At 65.3% G+C, this 17587-nt stretch carries 20 protein-coding genes and 1 pseudogene; 11 read left to right on the top strand and 10 right to left on the bottom strand.

All coding sequences use genetic code 11. From position 1 onward, the window contains the following. Window positions 1-18: 18 nt before the first annotated feature. Window positions 19-108: pseudogene (locus tag C457_RS19945) on the bottom strand (preprotein translocase subunit Sec61beta); the annotation flags it as partial. Between the two features lie 205 nt (window positions 109-313). Here C457_RS19945 and trxA point away from each other — a divergent pair. Further along, window positions 314-595: a thioredoxin gene (gene trxA / locus C457_RS02345; RefSeq protein WP_394295171.1), complete on the top strand. Its 282-nt coding sequence runs from the start codon at window positions 314-316 to the stop codon at window positions 593-595. A 113-nt stretch (window positions 596-708) separates the two neighbouring features. Beyond that, window positions 709-855: a 50S ribosomal protein L40e gene (locus tag C457_RS02350; RefSeq protein ID WP_004044485.1), complete on the top strand. Its 147-nt coding sequence runs from the start codon at window positions 709-711 to the stop codon at window positions 853-855. Window positions 856-872: 17 nt separating this feature from the next. Here C457_RS02350 and C457_RS02355 read toward each other — a convergent pair whose 3' ends face one another. Continuing rightward, window positions 873-1253, bottom strand: coding sequence for a hypothetical protein (locus C457_RS02355; RefSeq protein ID WP_004973454.1), 381 nt, complete (start codon window positions 1251-1253; stop codon window positions 873-875). Between the two features lies 1 nt (window position 1254). Beyond that, window positions 1255-1881, bottom strand: a complete 627-nt coding sequence (locus tag C457_RS02360) for an MBL fold metallo-hydrolase (RefSeq protein WP_008091652.1) — start codon at window positions 1879-1881, stop codon at window positions 1255-1257. A gap of 131 nt (window positions 1882-2012) precedes the next feature. Between C457_RS02360 and C457_RS02365 the strand changes: the two genes are divergently transcribed. From C457_RS02365 to C457_RS02375, 3 genes are read left to right on the top strand one after another with little or no spacing between them, the layout of a single operon-like run. Further along, window positions 2013-2183, top strand: a complete 171-nt coding sequence (locus C457_RS02365; RefSeq protein WP_004044482.1) for a DUF5786 family protein — start codon at window positions 2013-2015, stop codon at window positions 2181-2183. Further along, window positions 2180-2791, top strand: a complete 612-nt coding sequence (locus C457_RS02370) for an endonuclease dU (protein WP_008091655.1) — start codon at window positions 2180-2182, stop codon at window positions 2789-2791. Before C457_RS02365 ends, C457_RS02370 begins: the two co-directional genes overlap by 4 nt. A 24-nt stretch (window positions 2792-2815) precedes the next feature. Then, complete coding sequence (locus tag C457_RS02375) at window positions 2816-3412, top strand: uracil-DNA glycosylase (protein WP_008091657.1); 597 nt, start codon at window positions 2816-2818, stop codon at window positions 3410-3412. Between the two features lie 30 nt (window positions 3413-3442). On the opposite strand, the gene C457_RS02380 is transcribed toward C457_RS02375, so the two are convergent. From C457_RS02380 to C457_RS02395, 5 genes are all read right to left on the bottom strand, one after another. Continuing rightward, window positions 3443-4237 (bottom strand): DUF6498-containing protein, encoded by a 795-nt coding sequence (locus C457_RS02380; protein ID WP_008091659.1) that lies wholly within the window; start codon window positions 4235-4237, stop codon window positions 3443-3445. A gap of 157 nt (window positions 4238-4394) precedes the next feature. Further along, window positions 4395-4949 carry a helix-turn-helix transcriptional regulator gene (locus C457_RS19400; protein ID WP_083864263.1) on the bottom strand — a complete coding sequence of 185 codons (555 nt, stop codon included), beginning with the start codon at window positions 4947-4949 and terminating at the stop codon, window positions 4395-4397. A gap of 87 nt (window positions 4950-5036) precedes the next feature. Then, a complete protein-coding gene (gene phnE, locus C457_RS02385; RefSeq protein WP_008091660.1) occupies window positions 5037-6053 on the bottom strand; it encodes a phosphonate ABC transporter, permease protein PhnE in 1017 nt (338 codons plus the stop codon). Then, window positions 6050-6805 carry a phosphonate ABC transporter ATP-binding protein gene (locus C457_RS02390; protein WP_008091661.1) on the bottom strand — a complete coding sequence of 252 codons (756 nt, stop codon included), beginning with the start codon at window positions 6803-6805 and terminating at the stop codon, window positions 6050-6052. Before C457_RS02390 ends, phnE begins: the two co-directional genes overlap by 4 nt. Window positions 6806-6890: 85 nt before the next feature. Next, window positions 6891-7856 (bottom strand): phosphate/phosphite/phosphonate ABC transporter substrate-binding protein, encoded by a 966-nt coding sequence (locus tag C457_RS02395; protein ID WP_008091662.1) that lies wholly within the window; start codon window positions 7854-7856, stop codon window positions 6891-6893. Between the two features lie 208 nt (window positions 7857-8064). Between C457_RS02395 and hisH the strand changes: the two genes are divergently transcribed. The 6 genes from hisH to C457_RS02425 all read left to right on the top strand — a co-directional run bounded on the left by hisH (window position 8065) and on the right by C457_RS02425 (window position 14369). Continuing rightward, window positions 8065-8724, top strand: a complete 660-nt coding sequence (gene hisH, locus C457_RS02400) for an imidazole glycerol phosphate synthase subunit HisH (protein ID WP_004973446.1) — start codon at window positions 8065-8067, stop codon at window positions 8722-8724. Window positions 8725-8778: 54 nt separating this feature from the next. Further along, window positions 8779-9585: a prephenate dehydratase gene (gene pheA / locus C457_RS02405; RefSeq protein WP_004973442.1), complete on the top strand. Its 807-nt coding sequence runs from the start codon at window positions 8779-8781 to the stop codon at window positions 9583-9585. 96 nt (window positions 9586-9681) lie between these two features. Further along, a complete protein-coding gene (gene hsp14, locus C457_RS02410) occupies window positions 9682-10092 on the top strand; it encodes an archaeal heat shock protein Hsp14 (protein ID WP_008091663.1) in 411 nt (136 codons plus the stop codon). A gap of 116 nt (window positions 10093-10208) precedes the next feature. Next, entirely contained in the window at window positions 10209-10652 is a 444-nt protein-coding gene (gene hsp14, locus C457_RS02415) for an archaeal heat shock protein Hsp14 (protein ID WP_008091664.1), read from the top strand. Window positions 10653-10947: 295 nt separating this feature from the next. Continuing rightward, window positions 10948-13824 (top strand): leucine--tRNA ligase, encoded by a 2877-nt coding sequence (gene leuS, locus C457_RS02420; RefSeq protein ID WP_008091665.1) that lies wholly within the window; start codon window positions 10948-10950, stop codon window positions 13822-13824. 326 nt (window positions 13825-14150) lie between these two features. Continuing rightward, window positions 14151-14369 (top strand): DUF7535 family protein, encoded by a 219-nt coding sequence (locus tag C457_RS02425; RefSeq protein WP_008091667.1) that lies wholly within the window; start codon window positions 14151-14153, stop codon window positions 14367-14369. A gap of 60 nt (window positions 14370-14429) precedes the next feature. On the opposite strand, the gene C457_RS02430 is transcribed toward C457_RS02425, so the two are convergent. After that, entirely contained in the window at window positions 14430-15425 is a 996-nt protein-coding gene (locus C457_RS02430) for an alanine dehydrogenase (RefSeq protein ID WP_008091668.1), read from the bottom strand. Between the two features lie 304 nt (window positions 15426-15729). Further along, window positions 15730-17373 carry a thermosome subunit beta gene (gene thsB / locus C457_RS02435; protein ID WP_008091670.1) on the bottom strand — a complete coding sequence of 548 codons (1644 nt, stop codon included), beginning with the start codon at window positions 17371-17373 and terminating at the stop codon, window positions 15730-15732. Window positions 17374-17587: the final 214 nt, after the last annotated feature.

Raw genomic sequence — 17587 nt, forward strand, 5'->3', positions numbered from 1 at the left:
TCAGAGATGTGTATAAGAGACAGGAATCGCGTTGCGGTCCTCCGCGTCGAAGTAGCGGACGAGGCCCGCGCTCGACATCAGACCGCCGCTGTTCTGGCCCTTGCTCATGTTCCACCGTCCGTGCGTCCGCCGCGTAAACGTTTCGGCTCGCGCTCGGAACGCGTCTCGACGCGGCCGAAAAATCGCGCTCATCGGACGAGTCCGCTCGCGGCCGTCTTGGGGGTCGACGGGTCGGAATCCGTTTTGGATGACCGGAAGCACAACCGGAGAGGTGCGGGCCCATGAGTAATCCTTATGCGCGGGGGCAGGCAAGTTGCGTCGGGATACGATGACTGTTCGACTCTTGGACTTCTACGCGGACTGGTGCGGCCCTTGTAAGACGCAGGACCCGATTCTCGACGACCTCGAGGGCGACTACGAGAACGTCGAGTTCGTCAAGGTCGACGTCGACGAGGAACAGGACGTTGCCAACCAGTATCAGGTTCGCTCGCTCCCGACGCTCATCGTCGAGAACGACGACGGCATCGTCGACCGCTTCGTCGGCGTCACCCAGCGGGACGACATCGAATCGGCGCTGAGCCAGGCCGGCGCGTAAGCGCGCCGCGGACCGCCGCGTTTTCCGACCTATCCAGATGGCCGCCGAGAGCCCCGCGAGCGCCGGCGGTGTGTCTCGCAAGCGTTATACGACCGGCGGGGGGACTCGTATGCATGGCTAGTGACGCTGCGACGAAGCGGACGCTCGAGAAGCAGATCTGCATGCGGTGCAACGCGCGCAACCCCCAGAAGGCAAAGCAGTGCCGCAAGTGCGGCTACAAGCACCTTCGACCCAAGTCGAAGGAACGCCGCGCCGCGTAAGCCCGCACGCTTCTCTCTCAGGCGTCTCGCCGATACAGTTCGACCAGCACCGCGAGCAGTGCGAGCTGGACGAGCTTGTCCACGATGCCGCCGATTCCGAAGATATTCGGCCAGTTCAGTGCGACGTAGAGGACCACCTGTCCGACGGTGAAGGGGATGCCGAGCAACACCACCCGCGAGCGGAGGCGCTCGTCGCCGCGCAGGACGCCGACGATGCCGGCGGCGAAGCCCGCCGCGGCCCCGATGAACGCGATGCCGAGCGGATCGGCGAGGTTCGCGGCCAGCGCGCCCGCCCCGAGGACGAGGTGAATCACGCCGGTCACGGCCGCGAGGCCGACGCCGACGTAGTGCAGTCGCGTCAGGTCGCCGCCCGCGCCCCCGGTCGTGTCGGTCGCCATCTCAGGCCTCCGGGTATTTCGGTTTGCGGCGCTCCGCGCGTTCGAGCGCGCGTTCGAGCGCGTCGCGGACGGTGTCGCCCCCGATCTCGTTCTCGAAGGGGTCGCCGTGGCCGGCGTACAGCGCCTCGACGGTCGACGGGAGGCGGTCGAGGAGCGTGTGCAGGCTGCTGATGAGGCGCTCGCGGGACTGTCCCGGCATGTCGGTGCGACCGAAACTGCCGTCGTCGAACGCACCGTCGTTGTAGACGAACACGTCGCCGGAAAACAGCGACCGCCCGCTCACGAGCGAGACGTGGTCGTCGGCGTGACCCGGCGTGTAGATGACCTCGAACGTCTCGTCACCCATCTCGACGTGGTCGCCGTCTTCGAGTTCGTGCGTTCGAAGCGGGTGGTCGGCGTAGGCGTACACGTCCGGGGCGAACCGCTCGACCACCGCGTCGAGTTCGCCCACGTGGTCCGAGTGCTGGTGGGTGACGACCACTGCGTCGAGGTCGTCGGTGTGCTCGGCGACGACCTCCTCGACGCCGGGCATCGTTCCGGCGTCGACGAGGACGGTTCGCGCGCCGAGGACGAGGTAGGCGTTGCAGGTGAAGGTCTCGGCGTCGGCGGTGACTGGGATGACTTCCATACCTCCGCGTACGCGCCCGAACGGAAAAAGTCGGACGGGTGAGACGTTCCCCGCGACACCGCAACTCGCCCTCAAACGTCGAACTCGCGCGACAAATCCTTTTTGGGGGTCGGTCGTGTACGTATGACTGTATGGGATTTGGGAGCTACGACGAGTCCGAACAAGGAGACCAGAACGTCGACTTCGACGAGGAAGACGGCGTCACGACGAGCGAGGAGAAACACGAGGGCGAGGTCGATTTCGAAATCGGCGCGTCCAACGACGAACTCCTCGACCGGCTCCAGGAGATTAAAGACGAGTGAAGCCTGGGTCTCGCGCCCTCGGGGTCGCGGAATCTTTCCCCGGGGCGGCGCGCGCACCCACAGACGACGTTGACGACGCTCATTTTTCGACAGACCCGTCTCCGGAGAGCGTCCTCTGCGGCGCGGTCGTCCGCGCCGACCGGGTCGTCGACGGTCTCGCCTTCGAGACGTGCACCGTCGGCGGCGACGACGCGACCGACGCCATCGCCTCGCTGTACGCCTCGCTCGGCCGCGAAGACGTGCGCTACCTGCTCGTCTCCGGCATCGCCCCGGCGTGGTTCAACCTCGTCGACGTCGAGCGCCTCGCCGCGGACCTCGACCGCCCGGTGGTCTCGGTCTCCTTCGAGGAGAGCGAGGGGCTCGAACCCGCGCTCGCCGAGCAGTTCTCGGGCGCGGCGCTCGACCGACGACTCGCCACGTACCGCGCGGCCCCGCCCCGCCGCCCGCTCGATGTGAACGGGGAGACGGTGTTCGTCCGGGCCGCCGGCTGCGACGACGACGAGGCCGCGCGGGTCGTCCGCGGGTTCACCCCGACCGGCGGCCGTCCCGAACCGATTCGCGTGGCCCGGATGGCCGCCCGAGCGGCGCGACGCTTCGCCGGGGATTAAGCCGTCCCCGCCCTCGAACCGAGTATGGAACACATGGAGGGCCTCTGCGTGACGGGTTGCGAGCAGTGCCCCGAACTCGTCGACTCGCGGAGTCGCATCGTCAACGGGGTCGGCCCCGACGACGCCGACCTGCTCTTCCTCGGCGAAGCGCCGGGCGCGAAGGAAGACGAGGGCGGCGAGCCGTTCGTGGGTCGCTCCGGCTCCGTGCTTGACGACGCGCTCCGCGAGGCCGGCCTCGCCCGCGCCGACGTTCGCATCACCAACTGCGTGCGGTGCCGCCCGCCGGACAACCGCGACCCGACGAGCGACGAACTGTCGAACTGTCGGGGCTATCTCGCCCGCGAACTCGAACTCGTCGACCCCGAGCTAATCGTCACGCTCGGGAAAGTGCCATCGCAGCACCTGCTCGACCGCGGCGTCGCCATCACGAGCGAGTCCGGGTCGGTCGTGGACGCCCGCGTCGGCGACGCCTCTTACCGCGTCCTCCTCTCTGTCCATCCGGCGGCGACGCTCTACGACCGGAGCCAGCGTGAGGGCTTCTTCGAGACCATCGCGCGCGCCGCCGACCTCTCGGGACTCTCCGACTCCTCGGACGGACAGGCCAGCCTCGGCGACTTCTGAGCCCGCGAGAGCGCCCGTCCACCCCGACGTTCAGGCCGAGGCGTCGTTGACTTCGATTCGCTCGCCCGCCGGTTCTTCGGGCCGTTCCGCCCGCTTTTCGGCGCGGGCGTGTTCTCTGAGGTGCGCGCCCGCGTCGAGCGCGGTTTTGACGACGACCATGACGACGAGCGCCGCGGCGGGCGCGCCCGAGGCGGCGACGAGGAACGCGCCGAGGATGATGGTCAGGTGGAGGACGATGACCCGGCGGTAGGGTTCGGACATCTGCGTGCCGGGCGAGACGCTCCGGTACTCCTCGCGGCCGACGAAGTTGGCGGCGAACGACCCGCCGTGGCTGAGGACCGTCGCACCCGCCGCGAGAAGGACCGCGCCGAGCGGGACGCCGCCGACCGCGCCGGCCGCCCCGCCCGCGAAGGCGTCGAACGACCAGACGAACACGCCGTGGACGACCCAGAAAATCCCGTAGTGCATGGCGAAAAAGCCCGCGATGGGGACGTTCGTGGGGTAGAAGTGAAAGCCGTCGCGGGGCGATTCGGGCGGCGAGAGGTCCACCCGCCGACCGTTGATGGTGGCGTTGATGCTCGACCCGCCGTCGCCGCGGCCGCTGGCGGCGAGAATCTTGGGGACGTTCAGGAGACCGACGACGCCGCTTTCGAGCCAGTAAGCGACGAGCAGCGCCTTCAGGCTCCAGTCGAACCAGACGACGCCGACGAGGGGGACGAGGTTCGCGGCCACGAGCGCGGCGAGGGCGACGGGCGAGGCGGCGAGACGCGACCCCGAAGCGGCGGAGTGCGGCGGCGAGGGAACGGAACGCGGCGACGACGGCATGGGCTACGCTGTGAGACGCGGGGAACCGATAAAAACCGTACCGCGGAGCGGACCAGAACTCAATCGAGCTCGGAACATCATGTCTGTGGCACCAACTCTCAAATGGTGGGACTATCACACTACAAAACAAATTCACATTTCTCAAATATCTATAGCACTACTCTGAATGTAGCCCAATAGTACTCTCCCCAGCTACGATTGACAGACTCGTCAGTTCCCATCGAACCGGATTATCTTTGTGTTTTCCGTCGTCGTAGACTTGCCATAATTTGTCCTGGTTTGGTTCCACTAGCAACCTCATCTTGCCGCCTCGGGGACCATCCATCTCAACGCGTGTTTTTGTCCCTTCGGTGGTTGACATTTGGTTGAACCCCACGACTGTAAACGGCTGTTTCATCGATTTGCGACCAGTTGACGTAAATACGACTTTATCATCGACCTGCAATCGATCTATTAAACTTCTGAGGCTGTCGTTAGATGATGAGAAGTCCCTTAGCACTCTCGTCGTATTCTCTGACTGGTCTCGTTTTTCTCTGATTCGCTTCGCGTATTCGTCTACCGTGGACCTCTTGAGATCCAATCTGTCAGCGATATCTGCATGTGAACTAGTCCCTGCTTGTTTCAAGAGTAGTACCTCAGCTTCCCGCTTAGAGAGGTTAGTCCTCTCCGTGATCTGTTCGGCCTCCTTTCTCCTCTCTTCTGAGAGATCCATGGCTACACTATTTGTAGTGTATAAGATAATACTTCGGGTGTTGATTCTCTATCCTACTTTAAGACCGAAGCGGCAGGCCGCGGATGCCTACTCCCAGATGGAGCGGGCCATCCGCTGGGGGAACTCGATGACGAGTTTGAGGACGCTCATACCCTCTTCTTCTTCGCCGCGGATGTACGAGCGAACGCGCTGGCTCACGAACTCGACGGAGACGACGAGTACGAAGATGACGAGAATCGTCGCCATCATGTTCGTGTACTTGAACAGGCTCCGCTGGGTCTGCAGGACGTAGCCGATACCGCCGCCGCCGATGAGCCCCATCGTGACGGCGATGCGCGTGTTGATTTCGAGGATGTACATCGTCCACGCGATGAAGGGCGTAAAGACCTGCGAGAGCATCCCGAAGACGACGGTCTGCCGGCGGTTCGCGCCGGTCGACTCGATGGCCTCTATCGGTCCGTCTTCGACCTCTTCGAGCGCGTCGGTAAACAGGCGGCCGAGGTTGCCCATCGTGTCGGTCCCGATGGCGAGCGTCGCCGTGAACGGCGAGACGCCGCCGAGCGGGATGTAGATGAGCGCCCAGACGAGCGCCGGGATGGCGCGGATGACGCTCATCGTGCCGCGGAAGATGAAGTTGAACGGGTAGGGCGTCACGCGCTCGGAGCCGAGGACGCCGAGGAGGAGCGCGCCGGGGATGCCGAGGACGGTTCCGGCGAAGCCCATCGCCAGCGTGACGATGGCCGCGCCGAACAGGTCCCGCTCCTGGATGAACTGCCAGTAGGAGCCGAAGTCGACGAACGGGAGACCGAACAGCGTCGTCCGCGGGAAGAAGTCCCCGAGCGCCTCCTGGAACTCGGGCCAGTAGTAGAGGATTTCCGCGACCGAGAAGCCGACCTCCGAGAGCGCCTCGAAGAAGAAGAAGCCGAAGACGACCGAGATGGCGAACGCCATTCCCCACTTGATGCGCTTCGTGAGGGTGAGGTCTCGGAGCGCGCGGTCGAGCGTCCCCGACCGGGCTTCGGTGCCGCCGTCGGTTCGCGCGTCGCGGGGTCGGTCCTCGCCGTTTCGCGAGCCCCCGTCTGAGGCCGCGTCGCCGCCGTTCATGCGCTCACCTCGGTCCCCTCGCGGATGTCCGCGGTCTGGACGTCGCCGTAGATGCGGTCGATGACGTCGACGGTCAGGTCCTCGCGGTAGCCGTCGAAGACGAGTTCTCCGTCGCGGAGCGCGAGGAACCGCTCGCCGAACTCGCGGGCGAGGTTCACTTGGTGGAGGCTCGCGAGCGTCGAGAGGTCGCGCTCCGCAGCCGCGCTCCGGATGTACCCCATCACCGTCTCGGCGCTGGCGGGGTCGAGGCTGGCGACGGGTTCGTCGGCCAAAAGCAGGTTCGGCCCCTGGACGAGCGCGCGGGCGATGCCGACGCGCTGTTGCTGGCCGCCGCTCATGCTCCGGGTCCGCTGGTTCGCTTGGTCGAGCAGTCCGACCGTCTCCAGCGCGCGGAGCGCCTCGAACTTGTCTTCCTCCGCGTGCCAGCCGACGAGACTACGGAAGAACGAGGTGCGGTTGAGCGCGCCGGTCAGCGCGTTGCCGTAGGCGCTGAGTTGTCCCAGCACGTAGTGTTGCTGGAAGATCATGGCCACGTCGTCGCGCGGGCCTTTGACCGGCTCGCCGTCGATTCGAATCTCGCCGGACGTCGGGTTCGTCAGGCCGTTCAGACAGCGAAGGAGCGTGGACTTTCCCGCCCCCGACTGCCCGAGGAGCACGGCGAACTCGCCGTCCTCGATGGTGAAAGAGACGTCGTCCAACGCCCGGACGTCGCCGAACGCTTTCGTGAGGTTACGTACTTCGATGGTACTCATAGTGTGTGGGCGGACTTCCCGCGTCTACGGTTCGTGGGCGCGGCACCGCCAAAATGATACTGCAATGGAATTGTTCGTGAGCTGATTACTGTCCGAGAGAGATTCCGAGCGTGTCGATGACGTTCTGAATCGGCTGGTAGTCCTCGACGGTCCCCGGCTCGACGCCGGTGAACCAGAGCTGTTGGTCCTCGCCGAGGTCCTCGTTGATGAGGTCGTCCTGCGTGACGCTCGTGAGCGCGTCCGTCATCGACGACTTCATCTCCGACTCCAGTTCGGAACGCACGATTATCGGCGCGCGGGGGATGGGGTCAGAGACCGCGAGCAGTTGGAGTTCGGGGTCCGCGGTTCCGAGGTCGCCGTCGTTCTCGGCGGAGGTGTCGAGGAACTGCTGGGGGAATTGGTCTTCCGGGACGTGCGGCGCGGTCGAGAACGCACCCGTGCCGGCGGCGACGACCTCGTCGCGGTTGACGAGCGTCTCGCGGGCGGTCGCGTGGTCGGACCACTGTCCGGTGAAGTCGGCGGGCTCGCCGTCGGGGGCGTTGCCCGTGTCGAGGCCGGCCTGATTCAACATGTACAGCGGAAACAGCGACCCGCTCGTCGAGAGGCGGTCGGCGAACGCGATGGTCTCGCCTTCGAGGTCGGTGAGTTCCTCGATACCGCTGTCGGGCGTCGTCGTCATGATGGAGAAGTACTTCGCCGCGCCGTAGGCCACGCGGATACCCATGACCTCGGTGACGTCCTCGTTGCCGCCCTGAATGGCGATGGTCGGCGAGGAGTCGGCGAGGTCGGCCTGCCCGGATTTGAACGCCTGGTACACCGCGGCGTAGTCCGCGGCGACCGACGACTCGACGGTCACGCCCGTCTCGGACTCGAGGTACTCGAACAGCGGTTGATACTGCTGTTGGATGTCGACGTCCGATTCGGACGGCGTGAGGAGGAAGTTGACCGAGTCCGACCCACCCGTGACGCTGCCGATACACCCGCTCAACCCCGAAACACCGAGCGCACCGAGCGCGCCGGTCTGCTTGAGGAAACTCCGTCGGGAAGACATGTGATTCGTCAGAACACTCAGACACACTGAGGTTAAATCTTCCTATTCTTTCTCCGTATAGATACATAGATATAAAGTCATATTGCGTACTCTGTGAGTAAACATAGAACAGTCGGGCGATTTTGTGATGCCGGGTCGGTCCCGCGGTCATCGGGCGACCGTCGCCGCGACGGAAACTCACTTGCCTCCCGGTCTCGCACGTGTACGCATGAGCACGACACAGTCGCCCGAAGAGACCCTCGCCGACGTGGTGATGGTCGACTACGGGCTCGGAAACCTCCGGAGCGCCATGCGCGGGCTCGAACGCGCGGGGGCGAACGTCGTCGTCTCCGACGACCCGGCCGACTTCGACGACGCCGACGGCATCGTCCTCCCCGGCGTCGGCGCGTTCTCCGAGGGGATGGAGAACGCCGGCCCCTTCCGCGAACCGCTCGCCGAGGCCGCCGCCGACGGGACGCCCATCTTCGGTATCTGTCTCGGGATGCAGATGCTGCTTACCTCCTCCGAGGAGGCCGACCACGCGGGCGAGGGCGAAGTCGAGGGGCTTGACTTCATCCCCGGTCGCAACGTCCGCTTCGACGAGGGACAGAAGGTCCCGCACATGGGCTGGAACGAACTCAACGTCCGGCGCGACCACCCGCTCGTCGAGGGCGTCGACGGCGAGTACGCCTACTTCGTCCACTCGTACTACGCCGACCCCGACGACGAGGACGCGGTCGTCGCCTCGACCGACTACGGCGTGGAGTTCCCCGCGGTCGTCGCCAACGAGGAGGGAACCGTCTTCGGCACGCAGTTCCACCCCGAGAAGTCCGGCGAGACCGGGCTGACCATCCTCCGAAACTTCGTCGAGTTCTGCGCGGAGCGATAGGCCGAATCTGCCTGCCCCGACGGTCTTTTGTCGCCGCTTCGTGAAGGGGGTGGCATGCAGGCAGTCACGCTCGGCCCGGCGGGCACGTACTCCCATCGCGCCGCCCGCGCGGTCGCCGACGACGTCGCCTTCCGAGAATCGGTCACTTCTATCGTCCAAGCGGTCGCCGACGGGTCGTTCGAGCGCGGCGTCGTTCCCATCGAAAACAGCATCGAAGGGAGCGTCACCGAGAGCCTCGACGCCGTGGCGAACTCGGATGTGAGCGTCGTCCAGGAGATCGTCACGCCCATCCGCCACGCGCTGTTGGCCCAGAGCGCGAACTTCGACGTCGTCGCCAGCCACTCGCAGGCGCTCGCGCAGTGTCGGTCCTACCTCGAAGAGAACTACCCCGACGCGAAGCTCGAAGCCGTCGCCAGCACGGCCCGCGGCGTCGAACGCGCCCGCGCGGACCCGTCGGTCGCGGGCATCGGTCACCCCGACAACGTGGGTGACGACCTCGAAATCATCGCCGAGGACATCCAGGACCAGTCGTCGAACGCGACGCGGTTCCTCGTCATCGCGCCCGAGTCCGCCCGCTCGGACGCCGGCGGCAAGAGTTCGCTCGTCGTCTACCCCAACGCCAACTACCCCGGTCTCCTCTTGGAACTGCTCGAAGCGTTCGCCGAACGCGACATCAACCTCTCGCGCATCGAGTCGCGCCCGAGCGGCAACCGCCTCGGCGACTACCTGTTCCACATCGACGCCGACGCCGGCCTCTACGAAGAACGGATGCAGGAGGCGCTCGAAGAGGTCGAGGGCATCGCCCGCAACGGCTGGGTTCGCGTCCTCGGGTCGTACGACACGCGGCACGTGCTGTACTGAACACCCGCGGCCCGCGTTCCGCGGTCCGGCCGGACGCTCTCGATATGTGGGTCTGAGCACATCTTTCTTTGCCGTCGGCGACGTACTCGGACGCGTATGCAGCGAAACCCGTTCGACGAGATAGAAGACCTGTTCGACCGGATGGGCCGGTCGTTCGAGGAGTCTGGTATCGGTCGGTTCCAAGATATCTCCCTCGACGTCGTCGACGACGACGAGGCCATCGAGGTCGTCGCCGACCTCCCCGGCTTCGAGAAGGACGACCTCGACGTGAGCGTCAGCGGGCGGCGACTCACCATCGCGGCCGACCACGAGGAATCGTCGGAGGTCGACGACGACCAGTACGTCCGCCGCGAGCGGAGCCAGCGGTCCGTCTCCCGGACGATTACGCTCCCAGCCAAGGTCGTCCGCGACGAGGTGACGGCGTCGTACAAAAACGGCGTCCTGACCGTGGCGCTCCCGAAGGCCGAACCCGCGGGCGACGACTCCACGCAGATCGACATCGAGTGATGCGGCTCATCTTTTGAATGCGGATGTTTCGGGGGCTGTAGCGTGCGAACTGCTATCCACGTTCCGGAAACGATTATCTCCTCAGACGGCGTCCATATGCCTCGGTGAAAACACACATGATGCGACGTACCAACCCCTTCGACGACTTCGAGGAACTGTTCGAACGAATGTCCCGCCAGTTCGACGAGATGGGACGGCAGTTCGACCGCTCGGGCATGATGGCGCAGGTCCGCCACGAGATGGCCATCGACGTCACCGACCACGACGGCGAAATCGTCGTCACCATCGACCTCCCGGGCTACGAGAAAGAAGACATCTCCCTGTCGGTCGCCAACCGCACGCTGACGGTCGACGCGACGCGCGAACTCGACGAGGAACGCGCCGACGGCGAGTATCTCCGCCGCGAGCGCCGCCACGAGTCCGCCCGTCGCACGATTCGCCTCCCCGAGTCGGTCGACGAGGACGGCGCGTCCGCCGGCTACCACAACGGCGTCCTGACGGTCACCCTCCCCAAGCGCGACGTCGAACCCGACGACTCCCGCCGCATCGACATCGACTGAGCCGGCGTCGCCGCCCGCGATAGTCCCCGACGCGCTGCCCGCGACAGGCTCTCTCTTGGCGGTCGTTCGCCGCTTTCGCTTCTTTGCCCGCCCGCCCGTCGGCGCGTTGCGGTCGCGATTTGCGTCGTCAGTTCTGTACTGGTCTCGATTCTGGCGAAACGAGGTCCCGACGCCGTTTCTCGGCCAGTCTCTCCCGTTCGTCTCGTGCCATCGTGTGGCAACATCTGCCGCAATCAGACAGCCACACAAGTCGAGTATAGGAGTTATTTTAGGCCGGGGTACCACTACCACGGATATGGACTACGACCCGCAGGAACTCGAAGCGCGTTGGCGGGAGCGCTGGTCCGAGACCGGCCGATACGAGGCCGACCCGGACGCAGACGCCGACGACGCGACGTTCGTGACGGTGCCCTATCCGTACCCCAGCGGCGGGATGCACATCGGGCACGCGCGGACGTACACCGTTCCCGACGTGTACGCTCGCTACCGACGACAGCAGGGCGACAACGTCCTGTTTCCCATCGCGTGGCACGTCACCGGAACCCCCATCATCGGCGCGGTCGAGCGCCTGAAAAACCGCGAGGAGAAACAGCTCTCGGTTCTGACCGACACCTACAACGTCCCCGAGGACACGCTTTCGGACCTCGAATCGCCCATGGGCTGGGCGCGGTACTTCATCGAGGAACACTACAAGAAGGGGATGCAGTCGCTCGGTCTGTCGGTTGACTGGCGGCGCGAGTTCACCACGAACAACGAGCGCTACTCGAAGTTCGTCGAGTGGCAGTACCGGACGCTCCGCGAGCGCGGGCGACTGGAGAAGGGCCTTCACCCCGTCAAGTTCTGTACGAACGAGGAACAGCCGGTCACGACCCACGACCTGCTCGAAGGCGAGAACGCGGAGTTCCAGGAATACACGCTGGTCCGCTTCGGCTGGGAGCGAGCCGGCGGCGACGTGGTCGTCCCGATGGCGACCCTGCGCCCAGAGACGGTCCGCGGCGTGACGAACGCCTACATCGACCCCGAGGCGACCTACGTGGTCGCCGAGGTCGACGGCGAGACGTGGTTCGTCTCCGAGTACGCGGCCGACAAACTCGAATATCAGGCCCGCGACGTGGAGATTCTCGAAACCGTCGAGGGTGCCGAACTCGTCGGCCAGACGGTCGAAAACCCCGTCACCGGCGACGACGTGCTCGTCCTGCCGGCCGACTTCGTCGACGCCGACAACGCGACGGGCGTCGTCATGTCCGTCCCGGCCCACAGCCCCGACGACTACGTGGCGCTGCAGGAGGCCAAGGCCGACGCCGACTACCTCGAATCGTTCGGCATCGACCCCGCCGACGTGGCCGACATCGAACCGATTCCGATTCTCGACATCGACTCCGAGGACGACACGTACGGCGAGATTCCCGCGAAGTCGGCCGTCGAGAACCGCGGAATCGAATCCTCTGACGACCCGGCCCTCGAAAAGGCGACGAAGGACCTCTACAACAAGGAGTTCCACGCGGGTCGCCTCAAGGAGTTCTACGGCGACTACGCCGGCGGCCTCGTCGAAGAGGTCCGCGACGACTACAAGGCCGACGGCATCGAGGCCGGCCAGTTCGACGTGATGCAGGAGTTCTCCGAGGAGGTCGTCTGCCGCTGTGGCGGCGACGTCGTCGTCGCCGAACAGGACACGTGGTTCCTCTCGTACGACGACGAGGACTGGAAGCGACTCGCCCACGACGTGGCCGACGGGCTGGACGCCATCCCCGAGAACACCCGTGACGAGTACCACCACACCATCGACTGGCTCAACGGGTGGCCGTGTATCCGCAACTACGGCCTCGGCACCCGCCTGCCGTGGGACGACCAGTTCGTCATCGAGCCCCTCTCGGACTCGACCATCTACATGGCGTACTACACTATCGCCCACCGCCTGCAGGAGATTCCGACCGAGGAACTCACGCAGGACTTCTTCGACGCGCTGTTCTACGGGGCCGACGCGGTCGACGACGCCCCCGAGAAAGCGCTCGAACTGCGCGAGGAGTGGGACTACTGGTACCCCGTCGACTACCGGTTCTCCGGTAACGACCTCATCACGAACCACCTGACGTTCTACCAGTTCCACCACGGCGAACTGTTCGACGAGCCGCAGTGGCCCCAGGGAATCGTCATCATGGGCATGGGCCTGCTCGAAGGCCAGAAGATGTCGTCCTCGAAGGGTCACGTCGTCCTCCCCGGCGAGGCCATCGGCGAGTACGGCGCGGACACCGTCCGCTTCTTCCTGCTCAACTCCGCGGAGCCGTGGCAGGACTACGACTGGCGCGACGACCTCGTCGGCTCGGTTCACGACCAGCTCGAACGGTTCTGGAACCGCGCGCAGGAGATTATCGCCGACCCCGGACCGGACGAGCGGCCCGAACTGGAGACGGTCGACCGCTGGCTCCTGTCGAAGCTGCAGGACACCGTCCGCGACGTGACGACCGGGATGGACGAGTCCGAGACGCGCTCGGCCAGTCAGGCGGCGTTCTACAACTTCGAGGAGTCGCTGCGGTGGTACCGCCGCCGGACCGACCTCGACCGCCCCGCGGCGAAGTGGACGCTCCGGACGGTCCTCGAAACCCGCCTGCGCCTGCTCGCGCCGTTCATCCCGTTCATGACGAACGAGCTGCACGAGCAGTTGACCGGCACGCCCGCCGAGGACGCGCCGTGGCCCGAACCGGACGCCGAGTTCGAAGACGAGTCGGTCGAACTCGAAGAGCGACAGGTCGAACGCCTGACCGAGGACGTGCGCGACATCATCGACGTGACCGACTCCGACCCCGACACCATCCGGGTCTACGTCGCCGCCGACTGGAAGCGCGACGTGTTCGAGACGGTCGTCGACAACGGCGACAACGTCGGCGCAATCATGGGACAGGTCATGCAGGACCCCGACCTCCGCGAGAAGGGCAACGACGTGAATGACCTCGTGCAGGACCTCGTCGACCAGACCCGCGGGCGCGACAAATCGACGCTCCGCGCGCAGCTCGAACTGGACGAGGCCGGCACCTACGAGCGCGCCGCCGACTTCCTCGCTCGCGAGTTCGACGCCGACGTCGAGGTGTTCGCCGAGGACGACCCCGACATCGTCGACCCCGCCGACCGCGCCTCGAAAGCGATTCCGTTCCGCCCCGCGGTCCACCTCGAATAGCCGGGCGCGCCGCGGCACGACCGAATTCTATTTTTCAGCGCTGATATGCAGCTACGAGCACTGCTAAAAACGCCCACTGAGCCGAGTATCTGGGCGCTCCCCTAGATTTACGGTATCACATACGATAATTAACACATGCTGTGCGAGGCATGCGAAGTCGAGATGTATCGCGTGGACGACGAAAAGCGGACCGACCTCGAAGACAGGCGGACCTACGAGTGCCCCGACTGCGGCGCGACCGAAGAGCGGGCGAAGTACCGACATTGGTGAGGTCGACCCCGCGGTCCGGCGTTCGGTTTATCGTCTCGCCGAACTAACACTATTTCATGAGCGAAGACGACTCGCTGAGCCTCGCACAGAAGGCCTACCACACCGTTACGCCGGGGACTCGACCGCGGGCGAACAGCGAGATGGACTCCATCGGGTGGACGATGTTTCTCATCCTCGTCGTCCTGATGGTTCCGTTCTTGCCCTTCATCGCCATCGTCTACGTGCTCTCGAAGGTGTTCGGCTACCTCAACGCACAGCGAGGGCCGAGCCCGTAGCACGGGGCGTCGGACCGCAAAAGAGAACGGTGAATGCCAGCAGCGTCGGGTCGGGCGACCTTACTCGGCGAGACCGAGGAGGTCGAACGCGTAGCCGTTGTCGTTCTCGAACGCGTGCTCGTAGGCGACGTGGGCCGCCGCGACGTCCTGAATCGCGAGCCCCGTCGAGTCGAAGACGCTGATGCCGTCGGCGTCGGTGCGGCCGTCGAGGTTCCCGAGGACGATGTCGCCGATTGCGCCGTAGATGTCGTCGTCGGTGAGGACGCCCTGATTGTACGGGACGTTGATTTCGCCGGAGTGGGTGGTCTGGGCGTGGTCGTCGATGACGAGCTTGGCGTCCAAGAGCACCTCGTCTGCGAGTTCGTGTTTGCCCTCGGCGTCGGCACCCATCGCGTTGATGTGGGTGTGGTCGCCGACCGCGTCGCGCGGGACGATGGGCGACTCGACGGGCGTCACGGTCGACAGCACGTCACAGCCGGCGGCCTCCTCGATGGAGCCCGCGCGGATGTCGAACTGGTCTTCGAAGGCGTCGATGAAGTCGGCGACGCGCTCCTCGTCGAGGTCGGAGACGACGACTTCCTCGATGTCGCGGACCTCGCTGATGGCGCGAAGCTGCGTGTACGACTGGACGCCCGCGCCGATGATGCCCATCGAGGAGGCGTCCTCGACGGCGAGGTAGTCGGTGGCGACGGCCGCGGCCGCGCCGGTGCGGAGCATCGTGAGCTCCGTCCCGTCGAGGAGCGCCAGCGGGAAGGCGTTCTCGGGGTCGGAGTAAATCATCGTGCCCATGACCGTGGGCAGGTCGTACTTGTCGCCGTTGTCGGGGTGGACGTTGACCCACTTGATGCCCGCGGCGTCCCAGTCGCCCGCGTCCAGGTAGGCGGGCATCGACCGGAAGTCGCCGTTGTACTGCGGCAGGTCGATGTAGGACTTCGGCGGCATCTGGGCGTCGCCGGACTCGTAGGCGGCGAAGGCGTCCTCGATGGCCGAGATGAGCTCCGGCATCTGGACGTTCTCGTGAACGTCGTCCTTGTTCAACAGCAGCGTCTTGCGCATAGAGACACGTTGCCGTACCTGCTACTTAGTTCGTTCCATTTCTGAACACAACTGCAAGTGTAACTTGGAAAGTGAGATAATTATCCAACTTCTAAGCAGTCGGTGGCGCCACGTGGTCGGCGCTCGTCCGCCCGTTGGGGAGCGGTGCAATGACGCTCGTCGGTTGGTCTCCGCCGCGTGCCGTCGTTCGAACGGTCCAGCCGCGGCTCATCGGAGGTTCGACAGCCGTCTTCGTCAAAAAGTGAGAGATTCGTCGCGCGGTTCAGGCGTCGGGTGATGGGGGTGTGAAGTCGTTAGCCGATCTTCACATCGCGCCGCCCATACCGCCCATGCCGCCCATGCCACCCATGCCGCCGGGTGCGCCGCCCTCTTCGTCGTCGTCGCCGCCGGTGGAGAGGTCACCGGCCGCGATGATGTCGTCTATCTTGAGGACGAGGTTCGCGGCTTCGGAGGCGGAGGCGACGGCCTGCTCTTTCGCGTGAGCCGTCTCGACGACGCCCGCGTCGAACGCGTCTTCGACCTCGCCGGTGAAGACGTTCAGACCGGCGCGGACCTGACCTTCTTCGTGGGCCGCGCGGAGGTCGACGAGCGTGTCGATGGAGTCGAGACCGGCGTTCTCCGCGAGGACGCGCGGGACGAGTTCGAGCGCGTCGGCGAACGCCTCGACCGCGAGCTGCTCGCGGCCGGAGACGGAATCGGCGTAGTTGCGGAGGCGCGAGGCGAGTTCGACCTCGATAGCGCCGCCGCCGGCGAGCACCCGACCGTCGGCGACCGTCGACGCGACGACGTCGAGGGCGTCCTGAACGCCGCGTTCGAGTTCGTCGACGACGTGGTCGGTGGAGCCGCGGAGCAGGAGCGTGACGCCGTGGACGTCGTCGCCGATGCCCTCGACGTAGAACAGCTCGTCGGCCTCGTCGCGGCGGATGGAGGCGCGACCGAGGTCGGCGGCCTCGATGGAGTCGAGGTCGGAGACGACCGCCGCACCGGTGATGTTCTTGAGGAAGCGGATGTCGGACTTCTTCGTCCGGCGGACCGCGAGGATGCCCTGCTTTGCGAGGTAGTGCTGTGCGAGGTCGTCGATGCCCTTCTGGCAGAAGACCACGTCAGCGCCGGAGTCGACGATCTGGTCGACCTTCGCCTTCAGCTGAGCCTCCTCCTGGTCGAGGAACTTCTGGAGCTGGTCGGGGCTCTCGATGGAGACGTTCGTGTCGATGTCGGTCTCCTCGACCTCGACGGGCTCGTTGAGCAGCAGCACGTCGGCCTCGTCGAACTGGACCGGCATGTCGTCGTGGACGGGGTCCTTGTCGATGACGGCACCGGTGAGGAGCTCGGACTCGGACGCCGAGCGACCGGTCTGCGTCTCGATGGAGATGTTCTCGAGGTCGACGACGTGGGAGCCATCGTTGGCTTCGACGGTGACCTGTCGGACGGCGCGGACGATGAGGTCCGCGAGAAGCTCCTTGTTGAGCTCGGAGCTCTTGCCCGTCATGGAGGTCTCAGCGACCTTCTTCAGGAGTTCCTCGTCGTCGGGGTCGACGCGCTCTGCGATGTCGTCGATCTCCTCGCGCGCCTTCTCGGAGGCGAGGTTGAAGCCGCGGATGATGGCCGTCGGGTGGATGTCCTGTTCGAGGAGGTCCTCGGCGTTCTTCAGAAGTTCACCCGCGATGGCGACCGCCGTCGTCGTTCCGTCGCCGGCTTCGTCCTCCTGCGTCTCGGCGACCTCGACGATCATCTCGGCCGTCGGGTTGTCGATGTCCATCTCCTTGAGGATGGTGACACCGTCGTTCGTGATGGTGACGTCGCCCATCGAGTCGACGAGCATCTTGTCCATCCCCTTCGGGCCGAGTGTGGAACGTACCGCCTCGGCGACTGCTCGTGCGGCGCGGATGTTGTACGCCTGCGCGTCGCGGTCCTTGACGCGCTGTGCATCCTCGCCCATGATGATCATCGGCTGACCCTGCTGCATTCGCTGGCTCATAGACAGGCCTTGATTGTTTGTGATTCTATAAAAAGGCTTCGCCGACGAATCGAGCACTGAACTCCGCGCGTTCGCCGCGTTATCCCGGTTACCGTGCGACAGATGCGTCCTCTCGGGTGTTCGGGGATTTACTGTGGTACGTCATTTCACACCACAATTCTGTCCCGGCCGAGCCTCTTTATAC

The organism is Haloferax prahovense DSM 18310, from assembly GCF_000336815.1.
In the GTDB taxonomy this organism is placed as follows: domain Archaea; phylum Halobacteriota; class Halobacteria; order Halobacteriales; family Haloferacaceae; genus Haloferax; species Haloferax prahovense.

Bases quoted from the DNA above. Each gene is read 5' to 3' on its own strand.
- C457_RS02350 (WP_004044485.1), top strand. From the start codon at position 709: ATGGCTAGTGACGCTGCGACGAAGCGGACGCTCGAGAAGCAGATCTGC.
- pheA (WP_004973442.1), top strand. From the start codon at position 8,779: ATGCAGGCAGTCACGCTCGGCCCGGCGGGCACGTACTCCCATCGCGCC.
- C457_RS02355 (WP_004973454.1), bottom strand. From the start codon at position 1,253: ATGGCGACCGACACGACCGGGGGCGCGGGCGGCGACCTGACGCGACTG.
- C457_RS02390 (WP_008091661.1), bottom strand. From the start codon at position 6,805: ATGAGTACCATCGAAGTACGTAACCTCACGAAAGCGTTCGGCGACGTC.
- hisH (WP_004973446.1), top strand. From the start codon at position 8,065: ATGAGCACGACACAGTCGCCCGAAGAGACCCTCGCCGACGTGGTGATG.
- C457_RS19400 (WP_083864263.1), bottom strand. From the start codon at position 4,949: ATGGATCTCTCAGAAGAGAGGAGAAAGGAGGCCGAACAGATCACGGAG.
- C457_RS02380 (WP_008091659.1), bottom strand. From the start codon at position 4,237: ATGCCGTCGTCGCCGCGTTCCGTTCCCTCGCCGCCGCACTCCGCCGCT.
- C457_RS02425 (WP_008091667.1), top strand. From the start codon at position 14,151: ATGAGCGAAGACGACTCGCTGAGCCTCGCACAGAAGGCCTACCACACC.
- C457_RS02360 (WP_008091652.1), bottom strand. From the start codon at position 1,881: ATGGAAGTCATCCCAGTCACCGCCGACGCCGAGACCTTCACCTGCAAC.
- hsp14 (WP_008091664.1), top strand. From the start codon at position 10,209: ATGATGCGACGTACCAACCCCTTCGACGACTTCGAGGAACTGTTCGAA.
- C457_RS02365 (WP_004044482.1), top strand. From the start codon at position 2,013: ATGGGATTTGGGAGCTACGACGAGTCCGAACAAGGAGACCAGAACGTC.
- C457_RS02375 (WP_008091657.1), top strand. From the start codon at position 2,816: ATGGAACACATGGAGGGCCTCTGCGTGACGGGTTGCGAGCAGTGCCCC.
- C457_RS02395 (WP_008091662.1), bottom strand. From the start codon at position 7,856: ATGTCTTCCCGACGGAGTTTCCTCAAGCAGACCGGCGCGCTCGGTGCG.
- thsB (WP_008091670.1), bottom strand. From the start codon at position 17,373: ATGATCATCATGGGCGAGGATGCACAGCGCGTCAAGGACCGCGACGCG.
- leuS (WP_008091665.1), top strand. From the start codon at position 10,948: ATGGACTACGACCCGCAGGAACTCGAAGCGCGTTGGCGGGAGCGCTGG.
- phnE (WP_008091660.1), bottom strand. From the start codon at position 6,053: ATGAACGGCGGCGACGCGGCCTCAGACGGGGGCTCGCGAAACGGCGAG.
- hsp14 (WP_008091663.1), top strand. From the start codon at position 9,682: ATGCAGCGAAACCCGTTCGACGAGATAGAAGACCTGTTCGACCGGATG.
- C457_RS02430 (WP_008091668.1), bottom strand. From the start codon at position 15,425: ATGCGCAAGACGCTGCTGTTGAACAAGGACGACGTTCACGAGAACGTC.